The sequence below is a fragment of the Pseudomonas sp. GGS8 genome (assembly GCF_024168645.1).
In the GTDB taxonomy this organism is placed as follows: Bacteria; Pseudomonadota; Gammaproteobacteria; order Pseudomonadales; family Pseudomonadaceae; genus Aquipseudomonas.
In genome coordinates this window covers 2,136,728-2,157,666 of record NZ_JALJWF010000001.1, presented here as the reverse complement: position 1 = coordinate 2,157,666, position 20,939 = coordinate 2,136,728, and the positions used below count along the sequence as shown (strand labels likewise).

The following is a 20,939-nucleotide window of genomic DNA, read 5'->3' as shown; positions in this document are numbered from 1 at the left end:
ACGTATGACAGTTATGTGCACCCCTGTGACTAGGGGGCGTTCTCAATTAGTTTCCCCGCCGCGCCGGGTCTGCTGTTGTGCAGGGCAAGGCGCGAGAAGCGTGGTTTGGTCATTCCAAATAAGCTTCGAGCAACGCAGCCCTGCACAACAGCAGGCCCGGCCCTTCGGGTTGTGCCTTAAAGCGGGCCAGGCTGCGTTGCAGGCCTTGGAAAGGGAACAACCATTCCCAGCGGCCTGCGCCTTGCCTGGCCCGCTTTAAGGCGACAACGCGGCGGGGAAACTAATTGAGAACGCCCCCTATAGCCACATTCCATTGTCCTTGTAGGAAATGTTCACGTCGAGACACATTTGGACACTTTCATGAATGTGCACGAAGGGTTAGGCTGCGCGTTCATTTCGCCAGCACCCAGACAATGCTCCAACAATTTCTACATGACTTCGGCTACTTCGCCCTGTTCCTCGGCACGTTTTTCGAAGGCGAAACCATTCTGGTGCTCGCAGGCTTCCTCGCGTTCCGCGGGTACATGGACATCAACCTGGTGGTAGTCGTGGCATTCTTCGGCAGTTATGCCGGCGATCAGCTGTGGTACTTCCTGGGGCGCAAGCACGGGCGCAAATTGCTGGCGCGCAAACCACGTTGGCAGCTGATGGGCGATCGGGCGCTGGAACATATCCGCAAGCACCCCGACATCTGGGTGCTGAGCTTCCGTTTTGTCTATGGCTTGCGCACCGTGATGCCGGTGGCGATCGGCCTGTCAGGCTATCCGCCGGGACGTTATCTGCTACTCAACGGAATTGGCGCGGCGATCTGGGCCGCCGCGCTGGCAGCGGCCGCGTATCACTTCGGTGCGGTGCTCGAAGGCATGCTCGGCAGCGTCAAGAAGTACGAGCTGTGGGTGCTGGGCGCCCTGCTGGTACTTGGCTTTGTCCTATGGCTGCGGCGGCGTTTCAAGAATGCCCGCCTGGCGAAAAAGATCTATGCCGATGAGCAGGCGTTGAAAGCTGAACAAGCCAAATCCAGCAAACCTACGACGCCCATCGAGTGAAGCGGTTTCTACAACAGTAGAGACCGATGCCGCTGAGGAGGCTGTAACTGAGTAGCCCCACCCAGCTCACGGGGCTGCCCGGCCATAGCCCAACTATCGGCGCCAGCCATGCCAGCGGCAGGTTCGACGCCAGCCGCAACAGTTCCAGTTTCAACGCCTGCGGGCGATTCTCCAGGGTCACGCCCAACACAAACAGCCCCAACGCCACGGCGCTCCAGCCCAACACGAGGGCTGCGGCCGGAAGGCTCTGCTCCAGATTCATCAAATAACTGCCCAAGGCGATGTAGACGCAGAATTGCAACGCCACATACCACTGCTGGCGCCCGTCCAGCGGCACCTCGAATTTGCGGAACTGAGCCAGGTCCGGCTTATTCATCGGGTATTTGGCCGCCACATCCGCCGGCCGCCAACCGGTGCGCATGAACCAGATCCGCAGCTTGTCCCACCAGCGCTCGGCGCGCCGCGCGTCATCCCACAACTGCGCGTAGAACTGCACGTTTGCCCACAGCGGATTCCAGCTCGCCAGCGGCGTGGTCACGCCGAAAATCACCGGCTCGTTGTCGTCCTCTTCCTGGAACGAGCCGAACAGACGGTCCCAAATAATGAACACCCCGCCGTAGTTACGATCCATGTAGAGAGCGTTCTGTGCATGGTGAGCCCGATGATTGGACGGCGTGACGAAGAACCACTCGAACCAGCCGAGCTTGGGAATGTGTCGGGTATGCACCCAGAATTGGTACAGCAGGTTCAGCGCCGCGACGCTGACGAACACCAGCAGTGGCACACCGAGCACAGCCATGGGCAGGTAGAAAATCCAGCTCAGCAGAAACCCGGTGCTGGTCTGGCGCAAGGCCGTGGAAAGGTTGTAGTCCTCGCTCTGGTGATGCACTGAATGTGCGGCCCAGAGGATGTTGCGCTCGTGGCCCATGCGGTGCAGCCAGTAGTAGCAGAAGTCGTAAACGATGAAAGCAAACACCCAGACCCAGACACTGTCGGCCGCCAGCTCGATCACAGCCAGATGTTCCAGGGCGAAGGCATAAGTGACCAGGCCGACGCCTTTGGTCAACAGGCCCGTGGTGGTCGACAACACGCCGGTGCCAAGACTATTGATCGCATCTGCCACGCGGTAATTGCTCACCCCGCGCCAACGGTCGGCCAGCAACTCGACCGCTATCAGCACAAAGAAAAACGGCACCGCATACAGAATGAAGTTCATGACGCGACCTGATCGGAATCGTTCAGCAGAGATTAGGTGTAGCCGTGAATTAACCCTATGGCAACGAGTGACAAATTAGTGGACATTTAACGCCATGAATCTGGAGAAAAGCCCATGAGCAAAAAAATTGCAGTGATCCTTTCCGGCTGTGGCGTGTACGACGGCGCCGAGATCCACGAAAGCGTGATCACCCTGCTGCGGCTGGACCAGCGCGGCGCCCAGGTGCAGTGTTTCGCACCCAACATCGCGCAATTGCATGTGATCAACCACCTGACTGGCGAAGAAATGCCCGAATCGCGCAACGTGCTGGTGGAGTCGGCGCGAATCGCCCGGGGCAACATCAAGGATATCCGTGAAGCGGACGTCGAAGATTTCGATGCGCTGATCGTTCCTGGTGGCTTCGGGGCGGCCAAGAACCTGTCGAACTTTGCCGTCGAAGGTGCCGGGTGCAGCGTTCAACCTGACGTCCTGGCGTTGACCGAAGCGTTCGCCGAGGCTGGTAAACCGGTGGGGCTGATCTGCATCTCGCCGGCCCTGGCGGCAAAAATCTACGGCCCGGGCGTGACCTGCACCATCGGCAACGATGCCGATACCGCCGCCGCGATGAACAAGATGGGCGCCACCCACGCCGAATGCGCAGTGACCGACATCGTCGAAGACAAGGCGCGCAAGTTGGTAACCACTCCGGCCTACATGCTGGCGCAATCGATCAGCGAGGCCGCTTCGGGCATCAACAAGCTGGTCGACCGGGTGCTGGAACTGACCCACGAAAACGACGAGTAACACCTGATCGTTCCCACGCTCCGCGTGGGAATGCAGCCCGGGACGCTCTGCGTCCCACAGCGGACGCAGAGCGTCCATTGAGGCGTTCCCATGCGGAGCGTGGGAACGATCATTACCGCCTTACTTAAGACTTGCGCGACAACCGGGTCAGTATCCGGTCCAGCGCATTGGCGAAAGCCTGTTTCTCGCGGTCGCCGAACGGCGCCGGTCCGCCGCTCATTTGACCCTGCTCACGCAGATCGGTGAACAGGTTACGCACCGCCAATCGATCGCCCATGTTCTGCGCATCGAACTCCTTGCCCCTTGGATCCAGCGCCGCAACGCCATTCTTCACCAGGCGATCCGCCAACGGCACGTCGCTGCAAATCACCAATTCCCCCGGCACTGCGTGTTCCACCAGATAATCGTCGGCGGCATCCGGGCCGCTGGGCACCACGATCAGCTTCACCAGGGCAAGGCCCGGCTTGATCTGCGGCTGACCCGCCACCAGCACCACTTCGAACTGGCGCTTGAGGGCAAACTTCACTACCAGATCCTTGGCTGCCCGAGGGCAGGCGTCTGCATCGATCCATACGCGCATTGGGTTTCCTCTGTTGAAAAGCATCGCGGGCAAGCCCGCTTCCACAAGGTTAGCGCTGAACCTGTGGGAGCGGGCTTGCCCGCGAATATGAGCGCAGCGAATGCTTTAAGAAGCCGGCAACTGCCGCTTCTCGGCCATCCGGCTACGACTGTACAGCACGATGATTGCAATGATCGCCACGGCCTGAGCACTCAACGAATAGGCATCAGCGTGAATCCCCAGCCAATCGAAGTCAAAGAACCGCACCGGCCGCGTGCCGAAGACCCCGGCTTCCTGCAATGCCTTCACGCCATGGCCGGCAAACACTACCGATAACGCGCACAGCAAACCGGCATTGATGCCGAAGAACAGTGCCAGCGGCAGTTTTGCCGAGCCGCGCAGAATCACCCAGGCCAGGCCGACCAGCATAACCAGCGCCGTCGCACCGCCAGCCATTACGGCGTTATGCCCTGCAGGCCCCGCCTGCAACCACAAGGTTTCGTAAAAAAGGATCACTTCGAACAGTTCGCGGTACACCGAGAAAAACGCCAGGATCGCAAACCCGAAACGCCCGCCGCCGCTCACCAGGCTGCTCTTGATGTAATCCTGCCAGGCCGCTGCATGGCGACGGTCGTGCATCCACACACCGAGCCACAGCACCATGACACTGGCAAACAGCGCAGTGGCCCCTTCCAGCAGTTCACGCTGGGCCCCGCTGACGTCAATCACATACGCCGCCACCGCCCAAGTCGCCAGCCCGGCCAACAGCGCCAGGCCCCAACCGATGTTGACGCTGCGCACCGCCGATTGCTGGCCGGTATTGCGCAGGAACGCAAGGACCGCCGCGAGCACCAGAATGGCTTCCAGACCTTCTCGCAACAGAATCAACAGACCAGAAATGTAGCTCAGCGACCAGCTCAAGCCATCGCTACCGAGCAGGCCAGCGGATTCTTTCAACTTGGCCTTGGCCACTTCCAGACGTTGCTCGGCCTGGGCCACCGACAAGCCGTCCTGCAACGACTGACGGTAAGCCATCAGGGACTTTTCGGTGTCTTTGCGCACGTTGGCGTCGACGTTGTCCAGGGAGCTTTCGACCAGTTCGAAGCCTTCCAGGTACGCCGCCACTGACAGGTCATAGGCCTGATCGTGCTCGCCGGCGCGATAGGCGGCGATGCTCTTGTCCAGCGTGGCCGCCGTGTAATCAAGCAATTGCCCCGGGCCGCGCTTGACCTGCGGCGGTTGCGCTCGTTGCGCGCGGAAGGTCGCGGCCGCCTGCGCACCTTCAGCAGCCTGCACTTCGGCTGGCGTCTGACGCGCCAGGTCGGCGATGTTGTAGGTTTTTTCGGATTTTGCCGCAGCCGGATCGGCGCTGAAGCTGGCGATGTAGGTCGCCAGGTCCCAACGCTGGCGATCATCGAGCTGATCGGCGAAGGCCGGCATGTCGGTGCCTTCGACACCCATTCCCAGCGTGTTATAGAGCGCGTAGAGGCTCAGACGGTCCAGTCGCGCGGCATCGCGCAGGTTGGTCGGCGGTGGTGTCATGCCGACACCTGCCGGGCCGTCACCGGCGCCTGTATCGCCATGGCACACCGAGCATTGCTGGGCATACAGCGGCGCACCGCGAGTCGGGTCCGGGGTAATGACCGGAGCCTGGCTGACTTCATAGGTCACCGCCAGTTTTGCCCCCAGTTGCCGCGCCTGACGGGCGACGTCCGCGCGGTCCTTGCGAGCGGCGATCGCGGTGCGCAGGTTGTTGACGCCCTGTTCCAGTTCGGCACGCTCGGGTTTGGCCGGCAGATCGGCGATCAACCCTTGCAGCGACCCCAGAAACGCCTGCTGTTCGAGATACTCAGCCTCATCGATAACCTTGCCACCCTCGACCGCCGCCGGGTAATCGGCGGCAATGTAATCGAGCAAATGCAGGGCCTTGGGCGCACCCTCTGCGGTTTCGGCCAGCGCATTGAAGCTGCAGAACGCGATCATCGGCAGCATGAGCCACGCCAGAAAACGAGAGGAGCCAGTCATGAATAAATCTCAAATGGAAATACGAAGTAACACATTGTTCACTTCGAATGAGTTTCGCTCAAGCTTTGTTGGTATTTCCCGCATAACGGCGTGTACATTCGGCGGCAAATTGCTATCTCCTCGCGGTATCCGATCAGATGCAACAGACCAACGACCAACCTATTGGCCGGTATCAGGCCAGAAGTAAGTAATGGCACACTGTGAAAACATACAATTAAAAAGCCATTACATAGCCAGTATCCCTGTCTATAATGCCGCGCCATCGTTATCGCGATACGGCATTTAAGCTCCTCTTTTGATGAGGAATTGGCAGGACGCCAGTCTCCCTGCCGATAGGTCCCAACAGCCCGACCAGCACGCGCGGCTGCTTACACTCAGGGAAGAAGTACCCCCTATGGCCTCTCGCACCCTTACCTCGATCGCGCTCAGCGCTGTCACCTTGCTCTCCGGCTGTTCGGCTTTTCGCAACTACGATTCCGAACTGGCACAAACCAACCAGCAACTGGCTGCCGGCAACGTCGACGCCGCCTTGACCCTGCTGGAAAAGAACAACACCGGCGCCGACAAAGATCTGCTCTATTACTTTGAGAAGGGTGAACTGCTGCGCGCCAAGGGCGACTTGTCCGGCAGCCAGAACGCCTGGACCAGCGCCGATCAGGTGGTGGGCAAGTGGGAAGACGCGGTCAAGCTCGACACCGAAAAGTACCTGGCTCAGTTCGGCAGCTTCCTGGTCAACGACAAGGTCCGGCGCTATGAAGGCTACGACTACGAAAAAGTCATGCTGACCACGCAGATGGCCCTCAACCTGCTGGCGGTGAATGACTTCGACGGCGCGCGCACCGCGATCAAGAAAACTCACGAACGTGAAGCGGTGATCGCCGACCTGCGCGACAAGGAATACCTCAAGAGCGAAGAGCAGGCCGAGAAAGAAGGCGTCAAAACCCAGTACAAGGATCTCCAGGGTTATCCGGTGGCCAGCCTCGACGCGCCGGAAGTGGTCAGTCTGAAAAACAGCTACCAGAGTGCGTTCAGCCATTACTTGGCCGGTTTCGTCTATGAAGCCCTGGGCGAGAAAGACCTGGCCGCGCCGGGTTATCGCAAGGCCGCCGAGCTGCGCCCGAACACCCCGCTGCTGGAACAGGCGCTGGTGAATCTCGACAAACCCGCCAAGGACGAGGACAGCGACATCCTGATCGTCGTGCAAAGCGGCCTGGCGCCGTCCCGCGACTCGATCCGTATTCCGTTGCCATTGCCGATCAGCAACCAGTTGGTGATCACACCGCTGTCGTTCCCAATCATCAAACCGGACACCTCCACCGCCACCTTCGCCCAGATCGGCGTGGACGGTCAGCAGGTGAACCTGACGCAACTCAACAGCACCACCGCCATGTCCCGCCGCGCGCTGCGTGATGACATGCCGGGCATCATCCTGCGCACCACTGTCCGTGCCGTGACCAAAGGCGTGGCGCAGAAGAAGATCAATGAAACCAACCCACTGGCGGGTCTTGCGGTCGGCATCTCTTCAGCGGTGCTCGAAGGTGCCGATACCCGTACATGGCGTACCCTGCCGGACAACACTCAAGTGGTGCGTCTGCGCTTGAAGAAAGGCGAGCACCAAGTCTCCCTGCCGAGCGCCGTGGGTGGCTCGGTGGTCAAGGTCACTGTGGATCAGCGCTATCAGGTCATCAGCTTGCGCGCCGTGGGCAACCAGGTGTTCGCCAGCGGCCTGGCCGCTCATGTGATCCCGAGCGCCAACCCGACCGCCGTGGCCAGCCTCAAACAACCTTAAGAACGGAGTCTTTGCATGCGCTTCAAATTCCTCACTGTCGTCGCCCTGGCCTTGCTGGCCGGCTGCGCCACCCCGCCGCCACCGGAGCCAGGCAGCGCTGCCAGCAAGGTCGTGGCCATGGGCAAGCTCAAGAACATCGTGGTCGGCGCCATGCGCGTGGCCCGGGAAAACGGCTTTATGACGGTCAATGCACAGTTGAGCAACACCAGCTACAACAACAAGACCTTCTACTACCGTTTTGCCTGGCTCGGCCCTGAAGGCTTCCCGGTTGCCGAAGAAGAAACCTGGAAAAGCCAGATGATGTACGGCCAACAGACCAGTTTCATTCAGGCCATTGCGCCAACCGCCAAAGCCGTGGATTTCCGCCTCGAAATCAAAACGCCTTAAGCCCGACACCTATTCGTTCAGTTCTAGAGAGCATTCCCATGTTTGCACGCTTTTCGTTCATCGCCGTCATCGCCCTCCTGGCCAGCGGTTGCGCCAACACTTCGCCGACACTGGGCAGCAAAAACATCAGTTACGGTGACACCAAAGCCGTGGAAACCGTGACCAACGAGTTCGGCTCCACCGACCTGCAGATGATCGCCGAATCCATGACCCGCTCCCTGGCCCAGTCCGGCATCTTGCAAGGCCGTCCGGTGGTTCAGGTCTACGACGTGAAGAACAAGACCAGCGAGTACATCGATACCCGTGAAATCACCACCAGCATCAAGACCCAGCTGATGAAGTCCGGCGTTGCCCGTTTCGCCAGCGACAACACCGCGATGCAGAGCCAGGTCGACCAGCTCAAGCTGCAAAACCAGAGCGGTTTGTACAAGAAAAGCACCGTGGCCAAGACTGGCAACATGGTCGCCGCCCAATACCGTCTTGAAGGTTCGATCAGTTCGATCGTCAAGCGCAGCAGCGACTACAAGGACGTCTTCTACAAATTCAGCCTGCAGTTGATCGACGTTGAAAGCGGTCTGGCTGAATGGATGGACGAAAAAGAGATCCGCAAAACCACGGAGCGTTAATCGATGCGCACATGGATTGGCATGATGGCCCTGGCTTGCGCGCTCAGCGTGCAAGCGGCCCCGAAAGTTGCAGTAGCGGATCTGGCGTACCAGGAGCGCGTGGAGCAATACGTCCACACTGTTTCGGCACAGAGCAACCACAGCCAGAGCTATTACGGCGCCAGTGGTTCGTCCAGTTACGAAGAGTACGAAGCCACCAGCAGCTACATCGAGCAAGGTGAGCTGCGAAAATTCACCGGTGACATCAAGGGCGAGATTCTGCGCACCGGCATGTTCCAACTGGTGCAGGGCACGCCTTATACGGCATCGTCCAAAGGCGATGTGTATGACGTGATCAAGCGCATCAAGGCCGGTAGTTTCAAGGGTGCCGACTACGTGCTGTTCGGCACCGTGTCAGACATCGACTTCACCCGCGACATGAACGAGCTGGCCAATACCGACAGCTATTCCGCGGTGCTGGGGCTGACGCTGGTGGCGGACTTCAGTCTGATCAACACCAAGACCTTTGAGATCACCTCGGCCTTCACGGCGATGGGCGAAGGTCAGGACACCAAACTGGTGAATGACCGGGACATCCGGGTTTCCCTGAACCGCCCACGGGTGGTACGTGACGTGTCCAAGGCGTTGGGTGAAGACGTGGCATCGCAACTGAGCCAACAGCTCGGTGGCGGCGGTTATGAGCAGCCAGGCAAGGCGCCGCTGCGCAATAACCTGCCGCGGGATACGGCGCCGGTGATTCTGCGCTGATCTCAGGCTGGCTACCCTGTAGTGAGGGGCTTGCCACAAATGAAAAAGGCGACCTCAATGGGTCGCCTTTTTTGTGCCTGACGGTTTTACATCGCCGCTTTGCGCAGGGTCGCCATGAACGCCGCCGCGCCGATGAACAGCCCGGCAAAAGTGCGGTTCATGCGTTTCTGCTGCTTGGGCGTGCGCAACAAACGCAGGACCTTGGCCGCCAGCCCGGTGTAGCCGGCCATGACAATCAGATCGACACAGATCATGGTCACGCCGAGGATCAGGTACTGGGCCACCAGCGGCGCGTGGGGATCGATGAACTGCGGCAGCACCGCCAGCATGAACACCAAGGCCTTGGGGTTGCTGACGTTCACCAGAAAACCGCGGAACACCAGCGCCATCGGCTTGCCAATCTGCCGAATGGCAGCGTCGTCGTTCATCTCATTGGGCAGCGCGCGCCATTGCTTGACCGCGAGGTAGACCAGATAGGCCACGCCGAACCATTTAATCGCATAAAAAGCAGTAGCGGAGGCCGTGAGGATCGCACCCACACCGGCGGCGACGATTGCAATCTGCAGCGCCAGGCCCAGCTGCAGACCCAGGGCGTTCCAGTAACCGTGCCAGAAGCCGTAGCGCAGACCGCTGGACATCGACGCAATGGCACCGGCACCGGGGGAAAGACTGATCACCCAGCAGGCGGCAAAAAACGCTAGCCATGTTTGAAGCAGCATCGCACACCTCGACTCAGACTCGTGACAGATGTCTAAGCTAATGCGCCTTTGGGCCGATGACTACCGATTTTTTGCAGGACAGAGTGGCTGCCGACCAGCGTTGAGGCTTAAAGGGCCCATCGTCTGACAGACCGCCATCGCGAGCAAGCTCGCTCCCACAGAGTTTCGGGCTGATCACAAACCTGCAAACCGCCCCAAAAACCTGTGAGAGCGGGCTTGCCCGCGAAAGCGGTGGCTAGAAGGCTTACTTTTCGAACCCGTTCGAAGGGAACACATCCGTACCACGCCAGCGTCGAACCGAGCGCTGGAAGAACAGGCTGTTGGGCACTTGCACCATGGCGCTGCCGGTGCCGAGCTCTTGGGCTTCGATCAACGTGGTGTAGAGCAGATTGATCGCCACCACCCGGCCTTTAACGCCGGGCTTGTCGGTGGTGTCCACCAACTCGACCACATCCCCAATACGGAATGGGCCGACGGTGAAGATCAGGATCGCGCACAACAGATTGGAGAGCACGCTCCACATGGCGAAAAACGCCACGGCAGCCACTGCGACGAAACCGGACAACGCAGTCCAGAGCACCGTTGCCGATACCCCAAGGCGTTCCAGCACGAAGATCAACGCGCTGCCCATGATCAGCCAGCGCAAACCACCGCGCAGCGGCATCAAAAACTGCGGTGGGAACGGGTAGCGCTCGCCCAAGCGAGTCAGGCATTTGGCGACGACGCGCTGGGCGACATAACCGGCCAACAGGATCAGCAGGATTTGCACGACCAGCCAGACCGGCTCAACCCACACCGCCGGCAACGGCAGCTTGAAGGCATCCATCAGGACAATGCCTCCAGCTCCGCCTGCATGCTTTCGAGCAGTTCGAGCGCTTCCATCCAGGCCTCTTCCAGTTCGGCTTCACGCACCTTCAGCCTGGCCTGTTCGGCCAGCAGATCGCGCAATTCGTTCTTGCGCGCCGGCTCGTAAATATCACTGTCGCCCAGGCTGGCGTCGATCTTCGCCAGTTTCTCGTGCAGCTTGCCCAACTCGGCTTCGAGCTTGTCGGCCTCGCGCTTGTGCGGCGCCAGCTGTTGACGCAACGCGGCGGCGGCCTGGCGCTGGGCCTTCTTGTCGGTCTTGTCCGGGTTGACCGGGGTGTTGCTGACCGGCGCGTTGCGCTGACGGTACTCCACCAGCCAACGGGTATAGTCTTCCAGATCGCCGTCGAACTCCTCGACCTTGCCGTCTGCCACCAGGTAGAAATTGTCAGTGGTGCTTTTGAGCAAATGACGATCGTGGGAAACCACCAAAACCGCGCCACTGAATTCCTGCAAGGCCATGGTCAGCGCCAGGCGCATTTCCAGGTCCAGGTGGTTGGTCGGTTCGTCGAGCAGCAACAGGTTCGGCCGGCCCCAGGCGATCAGTGCCAGGGCCAGTCGCGCTTTTTCGCCACCGGAGAAGTTCAGCACCGGCTCATCGATGCGCGCGCCGCGGAAGTCGAAACCACCGAGGAAGTCGCGCAGGGTCTGCTCACGCTCGGTCGGCGCCAGGCGCTGCAAATGCAGCAACGGGCTGGCTTTGGAATCGAGGGAGTCCAGTTGATGCTGGGCGAAGTAGCCGACCACGGTGTTCTCGCCCCGGGTCAGTCGACCCGCCAACGGTTCGAGTTCACCGGAGAGGTTTTTGATCAGGGTCGATTTACCAGCACCGTTGGGGCCGAGCAAACCGATCCGCGCGCCGGGGGTCAGTTGCAGCTTGACCTTCTCCAGCACGGTTCTTTCGCCGTAACCCAGGCGCGCATCCGATAGATCGATCAGTGGGCTGGAAATTTTCTGCGATTCGCGGAAGACGAAGTCGAAGGGTGAATCGACGTGGGCGGCTGACAACTCTTCCATCCGCTCCAGCGCCTTGATCCGGCTCTGGGCCTGACGGGCCTTGGTGGCCTGGGCCTTGAAGCGGGCAATGTAGCTTTCCATGTGCGCACGTTGCGCCTGCTGCTTCTCGTAGGCCTGTTGTTGCTGGGCCAGACGTTCGGCTCGAGCGCGTTCAAAGGCGCTATAGCCACCGCGATACAGGGTGATCTTGCGTTGGTCGACGTGAGCTACGTGATCGACCACGGCATCGAGGAAGTCCCGGTCGTGGGAAATCAGCAATAAGGTACCGGGATAGCTTTTGAGCCACTCTTCGAGCCAGATGATGGCGTCAAGGTCCAAGTGGTTGGTCGGTTCGTCGAGCAGCAACAGGTCCGAGGGGCACATCAAAGCCTGCGCCAGATTCAGACGCATCCTCCAGCCACCGGAGAAATCTCCTACTTGCCGGTCCATTTGCTCATTGGTAAACCCAAGACCGGCCAGCAGCTTGCGGGCCCTGGCATCGGCAGTGTAACCGTCGGCACTATCGAGTTCCGAGTGCAGGCGGGCCTGAGCGGCACCGTCATGGGCTGCTTCAGCCGCCGCCAGGTCGCGTTGCACCTGGCGCAGGCGCAGGTCGCCATCGAGCACGTAGTCGACTGCCAGGCGTTCGAGGGTGTCGACCTCCTGGCGCATGTGGGCGATGCGCCAGTCGGCCGGCAGGAAGCAGTCACCCGAGTCCGGGTGCAGTTCACCCCGAAGCAAGGCGAACAGGCTCGATTTGCCGGCGCCGTTGGCACCGATGAGGCCGGCTTTGTGGCCGGCGTGCAGGGTCAGCTCGGCGTCTTCTAGCAGACGTTGCGGGCCACGCTGTAAAGTCAGGTTCTGAAGTCGAATCATAATGGCGGCGGAGTCTACCAGCTTCGCTCGCAACTGGCGCGAGTAGCACTATGTCCTCTGACCTGTGGAGCTTTTCCCTCGACACCTACGCCCGTCCCGGTGTTGAAGGTGCCTGCCTGCAATTGCAGTCGAAGGGAGCGAACGTGTGCCTGCTGCTGTGCGGGTTATGGCTGGGAGAACGTGGCGTTACCTGCAACGAACAACGCTTGCAGCTGCTGCGCGATGTAGCCGGGCCTTGGGACGCGGATGTCGTGCAACCATTGCGCGCCTTGCGCCAGCAATGGAAAGCCGCCGCGAGCGAGGATGCCGGGCTGGATGACTTACGCGAACAAGTGAAGACGCTGGAGATGGAAGCCGAAAGGCATTTGTTGCTGCGACTGGAGCGTTTGGCGCAGAGTTGGCCGCAGTGTGAGGCGACCGATCTAACGGCCTGGCTGGAAGGTGTGGCGGCAGGCGCCGCCGCCCTGGACCGCGACGCGCTGCATCAGCTGCGCGTCGCGGTAACCGGCACTTAGGAAGCGCTGGTTGGGGTGGTGCTGGTGCTCGACGGTGCGGCTGGCGTTGGCGCAGGCGAAGCTGTCGAGGTGGTAGCCGCCGGCGAAGCCGATGCTGACGGGGCCGGGGTTGCTGGCTTGGCAACAGAGGCGGTAGTCGGCTTCGCAGCGACGACTGGCTTTTTCACGGCCGGTTTGGCTGCTGGCTTGGCAGCAGGTTTGGCTGCCGGTTTCGCTACAGCTGGTTTGGCAGCAGTGGCTGGCTTGGCAGCCGGTTTAGCGGCGGGTTTGGCTGCAGCTTTTGCAGCAGGTTTCGCTGCCGGTTTTGCAGCAGGCTTGGCTGCAGCGGTTTTAACCGCGACAGATTTGGCGGCCGGCTTGGCAGCTGGTTTTGCCGCGGCAGTTTTGGCTGCTGGTTTTGCAGCCGGTTTGACCGCTGCAGGTTTCGCCACGGCGGTTTTGGCAGCCGTGGTTTTTGCAGCAGGTTTAGCGGCAGCTGTTTTGGCAGCGGCTGGCTTGGCGGCAGGTTTGGCAACTGCTGGTTTAGCCGCAGGTTTCGCAGCGCTGGCAGCAACTGGTTTTTTCGCCGCAGGTTTTGCTGCGGCTTTTACCGGTGCCTTAGCCGCGGTTTTTTTAACAGGAGCTGCAGCAGGCTTGGCCGGTGCTTTTGCAGCAGCCGGTTTGGCAGCGGCTTTCTTCGCAGGTGCCGCGGCTGGCTTGGCCGAACGCAGGGACAACGCCTTGCCGACAGCCTCTTGGACACGACCGACACCCTGGGCCAGTTTCAGGCTTTCTTGAGCGTCGCGTTTGAGTTGCAGGATGTAGCTGCGCGTTTCGGACTGACGATCCTTGAGAGCGTCGAGCAGGTCCTCAAGTTCTTTCACCGCCTCTTTGGCCTTGGCTTGTGCCTTGGCTTTGCCGGCCGCCGCAGCGTCCTGCAATTTGGTGCGGGATTTGTGCAGTTTTTCCTGTGCTTTTCCGCGCTGTTTTTCCAGTTTGGCGAGCAGTTTTTCAGCATCAGCCAAGGCTTGGGAACAAGCGTTTTCCAAATGCTCGAGCAGGCTGCCCGAGAGTTGTTGGAGTAAGTGCAACGGAGTATTTACTGGCTTCTTGGTGGCCGACATGATTTACCTCCTGGCTGACGTGAATGCGGCTCATACTAGACCTCTGCAGCAACCGCCGCTAGGGCATGTTGACAGTATCGAAAGCACTGCGTTGCAACGAAATAAAAATGTTCTGTACTTACGCAAAACCAGTTCACCTTCGAGTGCATTCACACTGGCATAATCCTGCGCATCTCAGGCCGGAGAGTGCCCATGTCGCGCTACCTTTTTTTATCGCTGTGCATGTTTTTTCCCGTGGTCCAGGCCGCCGAAAAAACCACCACAAATGACGCTCACGATCTCGCTTACAGCTTGGGTGCGAGCCTTGGCGAACGGTTGCGCCAGGAGGTTCCGGACCTGCAACTTCAGGCACTGCTCGAAGGTTTGCAGCAAGCCTACCAGGGTAAGCCGCTGGCGCTGAAGGACGAACAGATCGAACAGATTCTTGCCGAGCACGAAGCCCAGGTCGCCGAGCAACCCGCCGTTCCGCAAAGCGAAGTCGCCCTCGAAAAAGAGCGGCGTTTTCTCACCGAAGAAAAAGCCAAACCTGGGGTTCGCGAATTGGCGGATGGAATATTGCTGACAGAGCTGGCGCCGGGCACTGGCGCCAAGGCGGGTCCGAACGGCAAGGTCCAGGTGCTGTATATCGGACGCTTGCCTGACGGCACAGTGTTCGACCAGAACAGCCAACCGCAGTGGTTCAACCTTGATAGTGTGATCGCAGGCTGGCGCAGTGCATTGCAAGATATGCCGGTCGGCGCGAAATGGCGCCTGGTAATTCCATCGGCGCAAGCCTATGGCGCCGACGGTGCCGGCGACTTGATCACGCCGTTCACGCCGCTGGTATTCGAAGTCGAATTGCGTGGTGCTACAAGCTGAATGCCGGAAACGAAAAACGGTGCGCATTGCGCACCGCTTTTGGTTTCTTGCTGGAAGGGGGGAGCTCGCCGGGAAGGGTTCAGGCCTGAACCGAACTCTCTTCCTTGTGGGCGGTATGCAGCACTTCGATCAGGCAATCTTCCAGTTCGAAGCGTTCACGCAGTTGGCTGCCCAGCTTTTCCAGCGCTTCGGCGAAACGCTCGGTGTCGTTGCAGTCACCCTTGTGGCAATGATCATTGAACGACAGCGCCATCTCTGTGCTCACGTCGATACGCGGGTTGATCTGCTCCGCCAGTTCAAGGCCGCCATCGTCGCCAAAGGCCTTGGCCTCATTGACCAGATGCTCACTCACTTCGAAGTGCCAGGCAGAAACGTAATCGACAAGAATCTCGCAGAATCGACCGTTCAAGGATTTGTCGGCGAAAGCCGGTTTGGCATTTCGCAAGTCGTGGAATGCCTTTACCAACTCTTCACGCTCTTGTAGCCAGCGGTCAATGAGCTTATGAACCCCACCCCAGCGTTCCTGAGCATTCTGACAACTATCTAACATGGCGATCTCTCTTCCCTAATGGGTCATGCCGTTCTACGCCTGCCCCCAAGACTCGGCACATCCGGTCTTGGTCAGGCAGAACAGCAACGAGCAACATAATATTCCAATGATACGTGCGGGCCAGATTATGCCCGCGCGCCTATGGCTTCAAGGTACGCAGGAGATAAAGTTCATACAAGTGTTTAATCGCCCGCCAGTACCCGGCGCGACGACTTGTCGCTGAGCGGTCGCTGACACGCGATCCAGACAAGGCGCAGCAACTGATACCCGCCCAGGATCATCATCGCAACGAAGAACAGCAGGCTCCATTCCGGAATGCTCAGGTCGAACAGCGTCCAGGAAATCTCCGCGCAGTCGGCGGCTCCCTTGAACATTCGCTGCACGACACACAACCAAGGGGTACTGGCGAACGAATCGGTCAGATTGGGCGAGCATTCCAATAGCTGATGCATCGGATCGCTCTGCAACAAGACCTGCCGCCACGCCGTGACAGTACCCGCCAGACTGCAAAGCAGACCCAGTAGCCAATACAGGAATGATCCGAAACGACCAGGCCCCTGCACCGACGCCGTCAGGCAGACACCCGTGAGCAGCGCCAGGCAAACCCGCTGCAACAGGCACAACCCGCAAGGCTTGAGGCCGACCGCGTATTCCAGGTAATAGGAAACGCCCAAGGCCAGGGCACCTGCAATGAAAACCATGAAAAACAAGGAGCGTGAGCAGGCCAAAGACATGGCTTTTCCGTAACTGTAGAGACAAGCGGTTACGGTAGAGGAAAGCGCAGCAGCCTTTCAAGGTAGGCCAGCACGGACACTTCACCAGAAGTGTAGGGAATTCCCGACAGAGTCGAGAGGATAAGATGTAGTCCGCTGTAGGACTTTGCCAGCTGAGGACTACAGCACAAAAACAGTGGCGGACTTGGAGCGACTGGATCGCCCTGACGAACGACTCCCCCTGTAGCAGCTGGCGCAGCCTGCGTTCGGCTGCGCAGCAGTCGTAACAGGTTTAACGCGCTCCACCTGATCCGACTGCGGCGCCTGATTTTACGACAGCTGCGCAGCCGAACGCAGCCTTCGACAGCTGCCACAGGCCGGCATCAAGCATGAGCCGGCATCGGCAGCGGTGCCGCCAGCAAGCGCTCATCCAGCAGGCCCAAGCCCTCCTGGAACAATTGATTACTGCGTTCTGTGTCACCCAATTGCGCCAGCAACCGCGCCAGTTCGGCGCAGGCTTCAGGGTTACGCTGTACACGCAGACTGTTTTCCAGATAGTCCCGGGCCTTGCCCCACAAACTGCTTTGCAGACACAAACGGCCCAACGTCAGCAACAGGCTCGGGTCGGCCGGATGATCCTTGAGCCAACCTTCGGCGGTGTGCAGTTGTCTGGCTGGATCGCTACCGCGAACCAGACCGTACAGGCGTGCCAGATGACTGTCGTATTTGCGCTTGAGAGCCGTACGCAGAACCTCTTCAGCCTCGACCTGCGCCCCCAGTTGCCGCAGTTGCTCGGCATAGGCCAGCACCAGTTGCGGTTCCTGCCGCTGAGCGGCGGTGAGCTGCTGCCAGGCACGAGCGAGCGATTGCAAACCGACCGTTCCGTCCTCTTCCCGGTGCGCCGCCAACGAAAGATTCTCACCCCAGGCGCGGCGCTCCAGTTCAGTCAGCTCGGCCGGTGGCAGCACCTTGTCCTTACGTAACTCCGGCAGCAAGCGAATCACAGCCGACCAGTCGCCCCGCTGCTGATGCAGGCGCTGCAACTGGCGCAGGGTCTGGACGTTATGAGGATGGCGCTCGTGCATGGCTTGCAGGGTGACCAGCGCGCCGTCGGTGTCACCACGGTCGGTCTGCAATTGGGCATGACTCAAGGCAATCGCCAGCTCGGCCTGGGGCTGTCGCTCCAAAGCGCGCTCCAGCAAGTTATCGCTTTCCTGGTAGAGACCTTGTTCGTTCGCGGCGCGGGCAGCACCCAGGTAGTAGAGCAGCGGCTGACGCTCGGCTTCCGCCGCGCGATACAGGTGACGCTGCGCACTGGCCCAGCGGCCCTCGGCCAAATCCAGCTGGCCGTGCTCGATCGCCACTTGCACCCGTCGGCTGCGATTGCGCCGCGACCATGGGTTGACCACCCCACCGGAAGTCGTCACCAGCTCGATCAACGCCTTGATGCCCCAGAACACCAGCCACAGCACAGCCACCAGGGCCAGGGTTGCCCACAGGCTCGATTCGTAACGGAAGCTCTTGTAGGCGATCAGCACGTAGCCGGAATGCTCGGCAATCGCCAGCCCCAGCGCGGCGGCAGCAGCGATAACCACGAACACGATCACATAGAGGCGCTTCATGGTGTGGCCTCCTGCACAGTGCTCGCGGCAGGTTTGGCCAGAGGTTTCACTGAGTCCTCGGCGTTGACGTTGCGTCGCTCAAGGTAAGCCTGAACGGCGCTCAACGTGCCCGTCAGTTCCGGCGTGACCACCGTGACCGGCTGCTTGCTCAACTCGCCCACCTGCTCCAGCATGATCCTGCTCTGAGGGTTGTCCGGGTTGAAGTTGCCCTTGAGCACGTCCCGCGCCTCGGTCAGCGCCTGGGTGTAGACGGCAGCCTGACCATTGAGTGCGGCCCACTGCGCCTGCTCCAGCGACAGGCTCAGGGCCAGACGCACCTGGCTCAGGCTCTGCCCTGCCAGCAATGGACGAACATTCTTGTCGGCATTGAAATCGATGCGGATGTAACGCGAGATCTGATCCCACCATTGCGCCCAGCGACTGGCGCCGTCGCCATCGGCCGTCAGGCCCAATAAAGATTCGCCACGGTCCTTGTACTCGGGCGCCAGCTCGGTGAGGCTGATCACTTGATCGCGCAAGGCCCCCAGTCGCAGGAACAAGCCAGTGCGATCCGGCTGTTCGGTACTGCGCAGGGCCACCAGGGTTTTGGCCACTTGCGCGCGCGCGGCAAAAGCCCCCGGGTCATTCTGTTCGCGGAGAATCTCATCGGCCCCCTGCACCAGGGCCTGGGCGCTGCTGATGTCCTGCAACGCCGACAGACGCAGGCTGGCCAGGCGCAGCAAATGCTCAGCCTCGGCCAAACGCCAATCCTTGCGGCTGGCACCGAGGACGGTTTCCAGACGCTGATTCAAACGCTGTTGATCGCCCTGAAGTTGAGTGACCAAGCGACTGCGCGCATCGAGTTCTTCGGCGGCAGGCATTTGTTCGAGGCGAGCGGTCAGACGCTGCTCGTTGAGCTTCAGGCTCTGCGCCTGATCGTTCAACGCCTGTACCTGACTCAACTGTTGCAGGTTATTGGCTTGCAGGTGACGCACCTGCCAAACTCCCCAACCGCCCACGGCAACACCGGCAGCGCCCAACAGCAGCGCGACGATTGCCAGCCCATTGCCTCGGCGCGGCTCAGCAGCAGGTGAAGGAGTTTCAACCGGTGCATCAAATACCGGCCGGACGTCATCTTTAGGCAAGGCTGTTTCGCTCACGTATCCATCCTTTGCATTAGAAAACGGGCACGGGGTGCTCCCGTAACGCCGTCAGCAAGGCCGCGGCACTGGCGCCACGACAATCCACAACTGTTTGGGCCCCGGCGGCGCGTGCCAGCTCGGCAACCCTGGGGCTTGGAACAAACAACGGCAACCGCGCCATGAGCGGCCAGGCATCGCCGGCCAATCGGTGCAGGTGCTCAAAACCCTGTCCACTGCTGACCACCAGCCCGTTCAAGCGTTCCGCCTCGATCCGCTCAGGCAGCATCGCTGGTGGGTACTGCGGCAAGCCGCGTCGGTACAACTCCAGATACTCGACACTAGCACCAAGCTCACGCAAACGCTCAGCCAGCAACTCGCGCCCACCCTGCCCACGCACGATCAGCACCCTTGGATCGGGACGGGCGATAGCCTCGCGCAATCGTGGAAGTTCAAGCAAGGCTTCGCTGTCATCACCGTCGGCCGGGAAGCTCACGTCCAGCCCGTTAGCCTCGAGGATCTGCGCCGTCGCCGCGCCGACGCTGAACCACGTCAGAGCCGGTGGTTGCGGCCAATGCTGGTGGAGCAGCTCGACAGCGATTCTGGCGGCCGGCTTGCTGACCACGATCACCGCGCAATAGTGATCCAGGTCCTGTATCACTGCGCGCATTGTGGCAGAGGCGGGCATCGGCTCGATGTCCAAAAGCGGCAAGCTGCTACTGAAAACCCCCGAATCAGCCAACACACGGGCAAGCACCGCCGATTCATCCGCAGGGCGCGTCAGCAGCAGGCGCCAGCCAGTCACTCGTGCCCAGCCTCGCCATAGACTGCTTTGAGAATGGTGTCGGCGCCCTGACTCAGCAGGTCTTCGGCCACTTGCACGCCCAGGGCCTCGGCGTCGCTACGCGGTGCACGGGCCTCGGCACTGAGCAACAAGCCACCGCTCGGATCACCTACCAAACCACGCAGCCAGATCTGCTCGCCTTCAAGCACGGCGTAGCAAGCGATCGGCACCTGGCAGCCACCATTCAGATGTTTGTTGAGGGCACGTTCGGCGGTCACACGAATGGCCGTATCCTGGTGATGCAGCGGTGCGAGCAGCGCATGAATTTCAGTGTCGGCGCTACGGCACTCGATACCGACCGCGCCCTGGCCACCGGCCGGCAGGCTGTCATCGACACTGATGGCCGAGGTGATGCGGTCTTCGAAGCCCAAACGAATCAAACCCGCCGCGGCGAGGATGATGGCGTCGTATTCGCCGGCATCGAGCTTGGCCAGGCGCGTGTTGACGTTGCCGCGCAGGAAGCGGATTTGCAGGTCGGGGCGACGAGTCAGCAACTGAGCCTGGCGGCGCAGGCTGGAGGTGCCGACGATGCTGCCTGGCGGCAACTCATCCAGGCTGGCGAAGGTATTGGAGACAAATGCATCGCGCGGGTCTTCGCGCTCGCAGATGCAGAACAGACCGAGACCTTCGGGGAAGTCCATCGGCACGTCTTTCATCGAATGCACGGCGATGTCGGCTTCGTTTTCCAGCAGCGCGGTTTCCAGCTCCTTGACGAACAGGCCCTTGCCGCCGATTTTCGACAGGGGCGAATCGAGCAGTTTGTCGCCGCGACTGACCATGGGCACCAGCGTCACAAGCAGGCCCGGATGGGCCTGCTCCAGACGAGCCTTGACGTATTCGGCCTGCCACAGGGCGAGAGCACTTTTGCGGGTGGCGATGCGGATTTCGCGAGAGGACATGGATCAATCCGTACTGAATAGATACGGCGGATAATAACAGCTCAGCCAAATCCACTTTGACTTGTATCAGAACTGCATGGCCTC

At 60.4% G+C, this 20,939-nt stretch carries 21 protein-coding genes; 8 read left to right on the top strand and 13 right to left on the bottom strand.

Annotation, left to right across the window (positions count from 1 at the left end; translation table 11 throughout):
- The first annotated feature begins 413 nt into the window (after nt 1–413).
- A complete protein-coding gene (locus J3D54_RS09540; RefSeq protein ID WP_253417670.1) occupies nt 414–1,046 on the top strand; it encodes a DedA family protein in 633 nt (210 codons plus the stop codon).
- Here J3D54_RS09540 and J3D54_RS09535 read toward each other — a convergent pair.
- Nucleotides 1,027–2,262: a sterol desaturase family protein gene (locus J3D54_RS09535; protein ID WP_253417669.1), complete on the bottom strand. Its 1,236-nt coding sequence runs from the start codon at nt 2,260–2,262 to the stop codon at nt 1,027–1,029. The genes J3D54_RS09540 and J3D54_RS09535 overlap by 20 nt on opposite strands.
- 114 nt (nt 2,263–2,376) lie before the next feature.
- Here J3D54_RS09535 and elbB point away from each other — a divergent pair, with 114 nt between their 5' ends.
- The gene (gene elbB, locus J3D54_RS09530; protein ID WP_253417668.1) at nt 2,377–3,045 is read left to right on the top strand and encodes an isoprenoid biosynthesis glyoxalase ElbB; all 669 of its coding nucleotides are present in this window, start codon (nt 2,377–2,379) and stop codon (nt 3,043–3,045) included.
- Between the two features lie 124 nt (nt 3,046–3,169).
- On the opposite strand, the gene J3D54_RS09525 is transcribed toward elbB, so the two are convergent.
- Both J3D54_RS09525 and J3D54_RS09520 read right to left on the bottom strand, forming a co-directional pair.
- Nucleotides 3,170–3,625: a YaiI/YqxD family protein gene (locus J3D54_RS09525; RefSeq protein ID WP_253417667.1), complete on the bottom strand. Its 456-nt coding sequence runs from the start codon at nt 3,623–3,625 to the stop codon at nt 3,170–3,172.
- A 105-nt stretch (nt 3,626–3,730) separates the two neighbouring features.
- Complete coding sequence (locus J3D54_RS09520) at nt 3,731–5,629, bottom strand: FTR1 family protein (RefSeq protein ID WP_253417666.1); 1,899 nt, start codon at nt 5,627–5,629, stop codon at nt 3,731–3,733.
- A 394-nt stretch (nt 5,630–6,023) separates the two neighbouring features.
- Here J3D54_RS09520 and J3D54_RS09515 point away from each other — a divergent pair, with 394 nt between their 5' ends.
- From J3D54_RS09515 to J3D54_RS09500, 4 genes are read left to right on the top strand one after another with little or no spacing between them, the layout of a single operon-like run.
- Entirely contained in the window at nt 6,024–7,418 is a 1,395-nt protein-coding gene (locus J3D54_RS09515) for a COG3014 family protein (RefSeq protein ID WP_253417665.1), read from the top strand.
- Nucleotides 7,419–7,433: 15 nt separating this feature from the next.
- Entirely contained in the window at nt 7,434–7,805 is a 372-nt protein-coding gene (locus J3D54_RS09510; RefSeq protein ID WP_253417664.1) for a YcfL family protein, read from the top strand.
- 38 nt (nt 7,806–7,843) lie between these two features.
- Nucleotides 7,844–8,431, top strand: a complete 588-nt coding sequence (lpoB, locus tag J3D54_RS09505) for a penicillin-binding protein activator LpoB (RefSeq protein WP_096479384.1) — start codon at nt 7,844–7,846, stop codon at nt 8,429–8,431.
- Between the two features lie 3 nt (nt 8,432–8,434).
- Nucleotides 8,435–9,178 (top strand): penicillin-binding protein activator LpoB, encoded by a 744-nt coding sequence (locus tag J3D54_RS09500; RefSeq protein ID WP_253417663.1) that lies wholly within the window; start codon nt 8,435–8,437, stop codon nt 9,176–9,178.
- Between the two features lie 86 nt (nt 9,179–9,264).
- Here the strand turns inward: J3D54_RS09500 and J3D54_RS09495 are convergent, their stop codons facing one another.
- The 3 genes from J3D54_RS09495 to J3D54_RS09485 form a co-directional block, all read right to left on the bottom strand.
- Nucleotides 9,265–9,897 (bottom strand): LysE family transporter, encoded by a 633-nt coding sequence (locus tag J3D54_RS09495; protein ID WP_253417662.1) that lies wholly within the window; start codon nt 9,895–9,897, stop codon nt 9,265–9,267.
- Between the two features lie 244 nt (nt 9,898–10,141).
- The gene (locus J3D54_RS09490; protein ID WP_253417661.1) at nt 10,142–10,723 is read right to left on the bottom strand and encodes a mechanosensitive ion channel family protein; all 582 of its coding nucleotides are present in this window, start codon (nt 10,721–10,723) and stop codon (nt 10,142–10,144) included.
- Nucleotides 10,723–12,633 carry an ATP-binding cassette domain-containing protein gene (locus J3D54_RS09485; protein ID WP_253417660.1) on the bottom strand — a complete coding sequence of 637 codons (1,911 nt, stop codon included), beginning with the start codon at nt 12,631–12,633 and terminating at the stop codon, nt 10,723–10,725. Before J3D54_RS09485 ends, J3D54_RS09490 begins: the two co-directional genes overlap by 1 nt.
- Nucleotides 12,634–12,683: 50 nt before the next feature.
- Here J3D54_RS09485 and J3D54_RS09480 point away from each other — a divergent pair, with 50 nt between their 5' ends.
- Nucleotides 12,684–13,148 (top strand): TIGR02444 family protein, encoded by a 465-nt coding sequence (locus tag J3D54_RS09480; RefSeq protein ID WP_253417659.1) that lies wholly within the window; start codon nt 12,684–12,686, stop codon nt 13,146–13,148.
- Here the strand turns inward: J3D54_RS09480 and J3D54_RS09475 are convergent.
- Nucleotides 13,145–14,251: an AlgP family protein gene (locus J3D54_RS09475; protein ID WP_253417658.1), complete on the bottom strand. Its 1,107-nt coding sequence runs from the start codon at nt 14,249–14,251 to the stop codon at nt 13,145–13,147. The genes J3D54_RS09480 and J3D54_RS09475 overlap by 4 nt on opposite strands.
- Nucleotides 14,252–14,443: 192 nt before the next feature.
- On the opposite strand from J3D54_RS09475, the gene J3D54_RS09470 reads away from it, so the two are divergent.
- The gene (locus J3D54_RS09470) at nt 14,444–15,109 is read left to right on the top strand and encodes an FKBP-type peptidyl-prolyl cis-trans isomerase (protein WP_253417657.1); all 666 of its coding nucleotides are present in this window, start codon (nt 14,444–14,446) and stop codon (nt 15,107–15,109) included.
- 79 nt (nt 15,110–15,188) lie between these two features.
- Here the strand turns inward: J3D54_RS09470 and rsd are convergent, their stop codons facing one another.
- The 6 genes from rsd to hemC all read right to left on the bottom strand — a co-directional run bounded on the left by rsd (nt 15,189) and on the right by hemC (nt 20,855).
- Nucleotides 15,189–15,659, bottom strand: a complete 471-nt coding sequence (rsd, locus tag J3D54_RS09465) for a sigma D regulator (RefSeq protein ID WP_253417656.1) — start codon at nt 15,657–15,659, stop codon at nt 15,189–15,191.
- 182 nt (nt 15,660–15,841) lie between these two features.
- Nucleotides 15,842–16,393 (bottom strand): disulfide bond formation protein B, encoded by a 552-nt coding sequence (locus tag J3D54_RS09460; protein WP_253417655.1) that lies wholly within the window; start codon nt 16,391–16,393, stop codon nt 15,842–15,844.
- Between the two features lie 362 nt (nt 16,394–16,755).
- Nucleotides 16,756–17,994 carry a heme biosynthesis protein HemY gene (locus tag J3D54_RS09455; protein WP_253417654.1) on the bottom strand — a complete coding sequence of 413 codons (1,239 nt, stop codon included), beginning with the start codon at nt 17,992–17,994 and terminating at the stop codon, nt 16,756–16,758.
- Nucleotides 17,991–19,133, bottom strand: coding sequence for a uroporphyrinogen-III C-methyltransferase (locus J3D54_RS09450; RefSeq protein ID WP_253417653.1), 1,143 nt, complete (start codon nt 19,131–19,133; stop codon nt 17,991–17,993). Before J3D54_RS09450 ends, J3D54_RS09455 begins: the two co-directional genes overlap by 4 nt.
- A gap of 16 nt (nt 19,134–19,149) precedes the next feature.
- A complete protein-coding gene (locus J3D54_RS09445) occupies nt 19,150–19,917 on the bottom strand; it encodes a uroporphyrinogen-III synthase (protein WP_253417652.1) in 768 nt (255 codons plus the stop codon).
- Nucleotides 19,914–20,855, bottom strand: a complete 942-nt coding sequence (gene hemC, locus J3D54_RS09440) for a hydroxymethylbilane synthase (RefSeq protein ID WP_253417651.1) — start codon at nt 20,853–20,855, stop codon at nt 19,914–19,916. The genes J3D54_RS09445 and hemC overlap by 4 nt, the downstream gene beginning before the upstream one ends.
- Nucleotides 20,856–20,939 lie beyond the last annotated feature (84 nt).

Coding starts and splice junctions, on each gene's coding strand:
- rsd (WP_253417656.1), bottom strand. CDS start 15,659: ATGTTAGATAGTTGTCAGAATGCTCAGGAACGCTGGGGTGGGGTTCAT.
- J3D54_RS09470 (WP_253417657.1), top strand. CDS start 14,444: ATGTCGCGCTACCTTTTTTTATCGCTGTGCATGTTTTTTCCCGTGGTC.
- J3D54_RS09515 (WP_253417665.1), top strand. CDS start 6,024: ATGGCCTCTCGCACCCTTACCTCGATCGCGCTCAGCGCTGTCACCTTG.
- hemC (WP_253417651.1), bottom strand. CDS start 20,855: ATGTCCTCTCGCGAAATCCGCATCGCCACCCGCAAAAGTGCTCTCGCC.
- J3D54_RS09520 (WP_253417666.1), bottom strand. CDS start 5,629: ATGACTGGCTCCTCTCGTTTTCTGGCGTGGCTCATGCTGCCGATGATC.
- J3D54_RS09480 (WP_253417659.1), top strand. CDS start 12,684: ATGTCCTCTGACCTGTGGAGCTTTTCCCTCGACACCTACGCCCGTCCC.
- J3D54_RS09510 (WP_253417664.1), top strand. CDS start 7,434: ATGCGCTTCAAATTCCTCACTGTCGTCGCCCTGGCCTTGCTGGCCGGC.
- J3D54_RS09540 (WP_253417670.1), top strand. CDS start 414: ATGCTCCAACAATTTCTACATGACTTCGGCTACTTCGCCCTGTTCCTC.
- J3D54_RS09490 (WP_253417661.1), bottom strand. CDS start 10,723: ATGGATGCCTTCAAGCTGCCGTTGCCGGCGGTGTGGGTTGAGCCGGTC.
- J3D54_RS09535 (WP_253417669.1), bottom strand. CDS start 2,262: ATGAACTTCATTCTGTATGCGGTGCCGTTTTTCTTTGTGCTGATAGCG.
- J3D54_RS09495 (WP_253417662.1), bottom strand. CDS start 9,897: ATGCTGCTTCAAACATGGCTAGCGTTTTTTGCCGCCTGCTGGGTGATC.
- lpoB (WP_096479384.1), top strand. CDS start 7,844: ATGTTTGCACGCTTTTCGTTCATCGCCGTCATCGCCCTCCTGGCCAGC.
- J3D54_RS09485 (WP_253417660.1), bottom strand. CDS start 12,633: ATGATTCGACTTCAGAACCTGACTTTACAGCGTGGCCCGCAACGTCTG.
- J3D54_RS09525 (WP_253417667.1), bottom strand. CDS start 3,625: ATGCGCGTATGGATCGATGCAGACGCCTGCCCTCGGGCAGCCAAGGAT.
- J3D54_RS09455 (WP_253417654.1), bottom strand. CDS start 17,994: ATGAAGCGCCTCTATGTGATCGTGTTCGTGGTTATCGCTGCTGCCGCC.
- J3D54_RS09475 (WP_253417658.1), bottom strand. CDS start 14,251: ATGTCGGCCACCAAGAAGCCAGTAAATACTCCGTTGCACTTACTCCAA.
- J3D54_RS09460 (WP_253417655.1), bottom strand. CDS start 16,393: ATGTCTTTGGCCTGCTCACGCTCCTTGTTTTTCATGGTTTTCATTGCA.
- elbB (WP_253417668.1), top strand. CDS start 2,377: ATGAGCAAAAAAATTGCAGTGATCCTTTCCGGCTGTGGCGTGTACGAC.
- J3D54_RS09500 (WP_253417663.1), top strand. CDS start 8,435: ATGCGCACATGGATTGGCATGATGGCCCTGGCTTGCGCGCTCAGCGTG.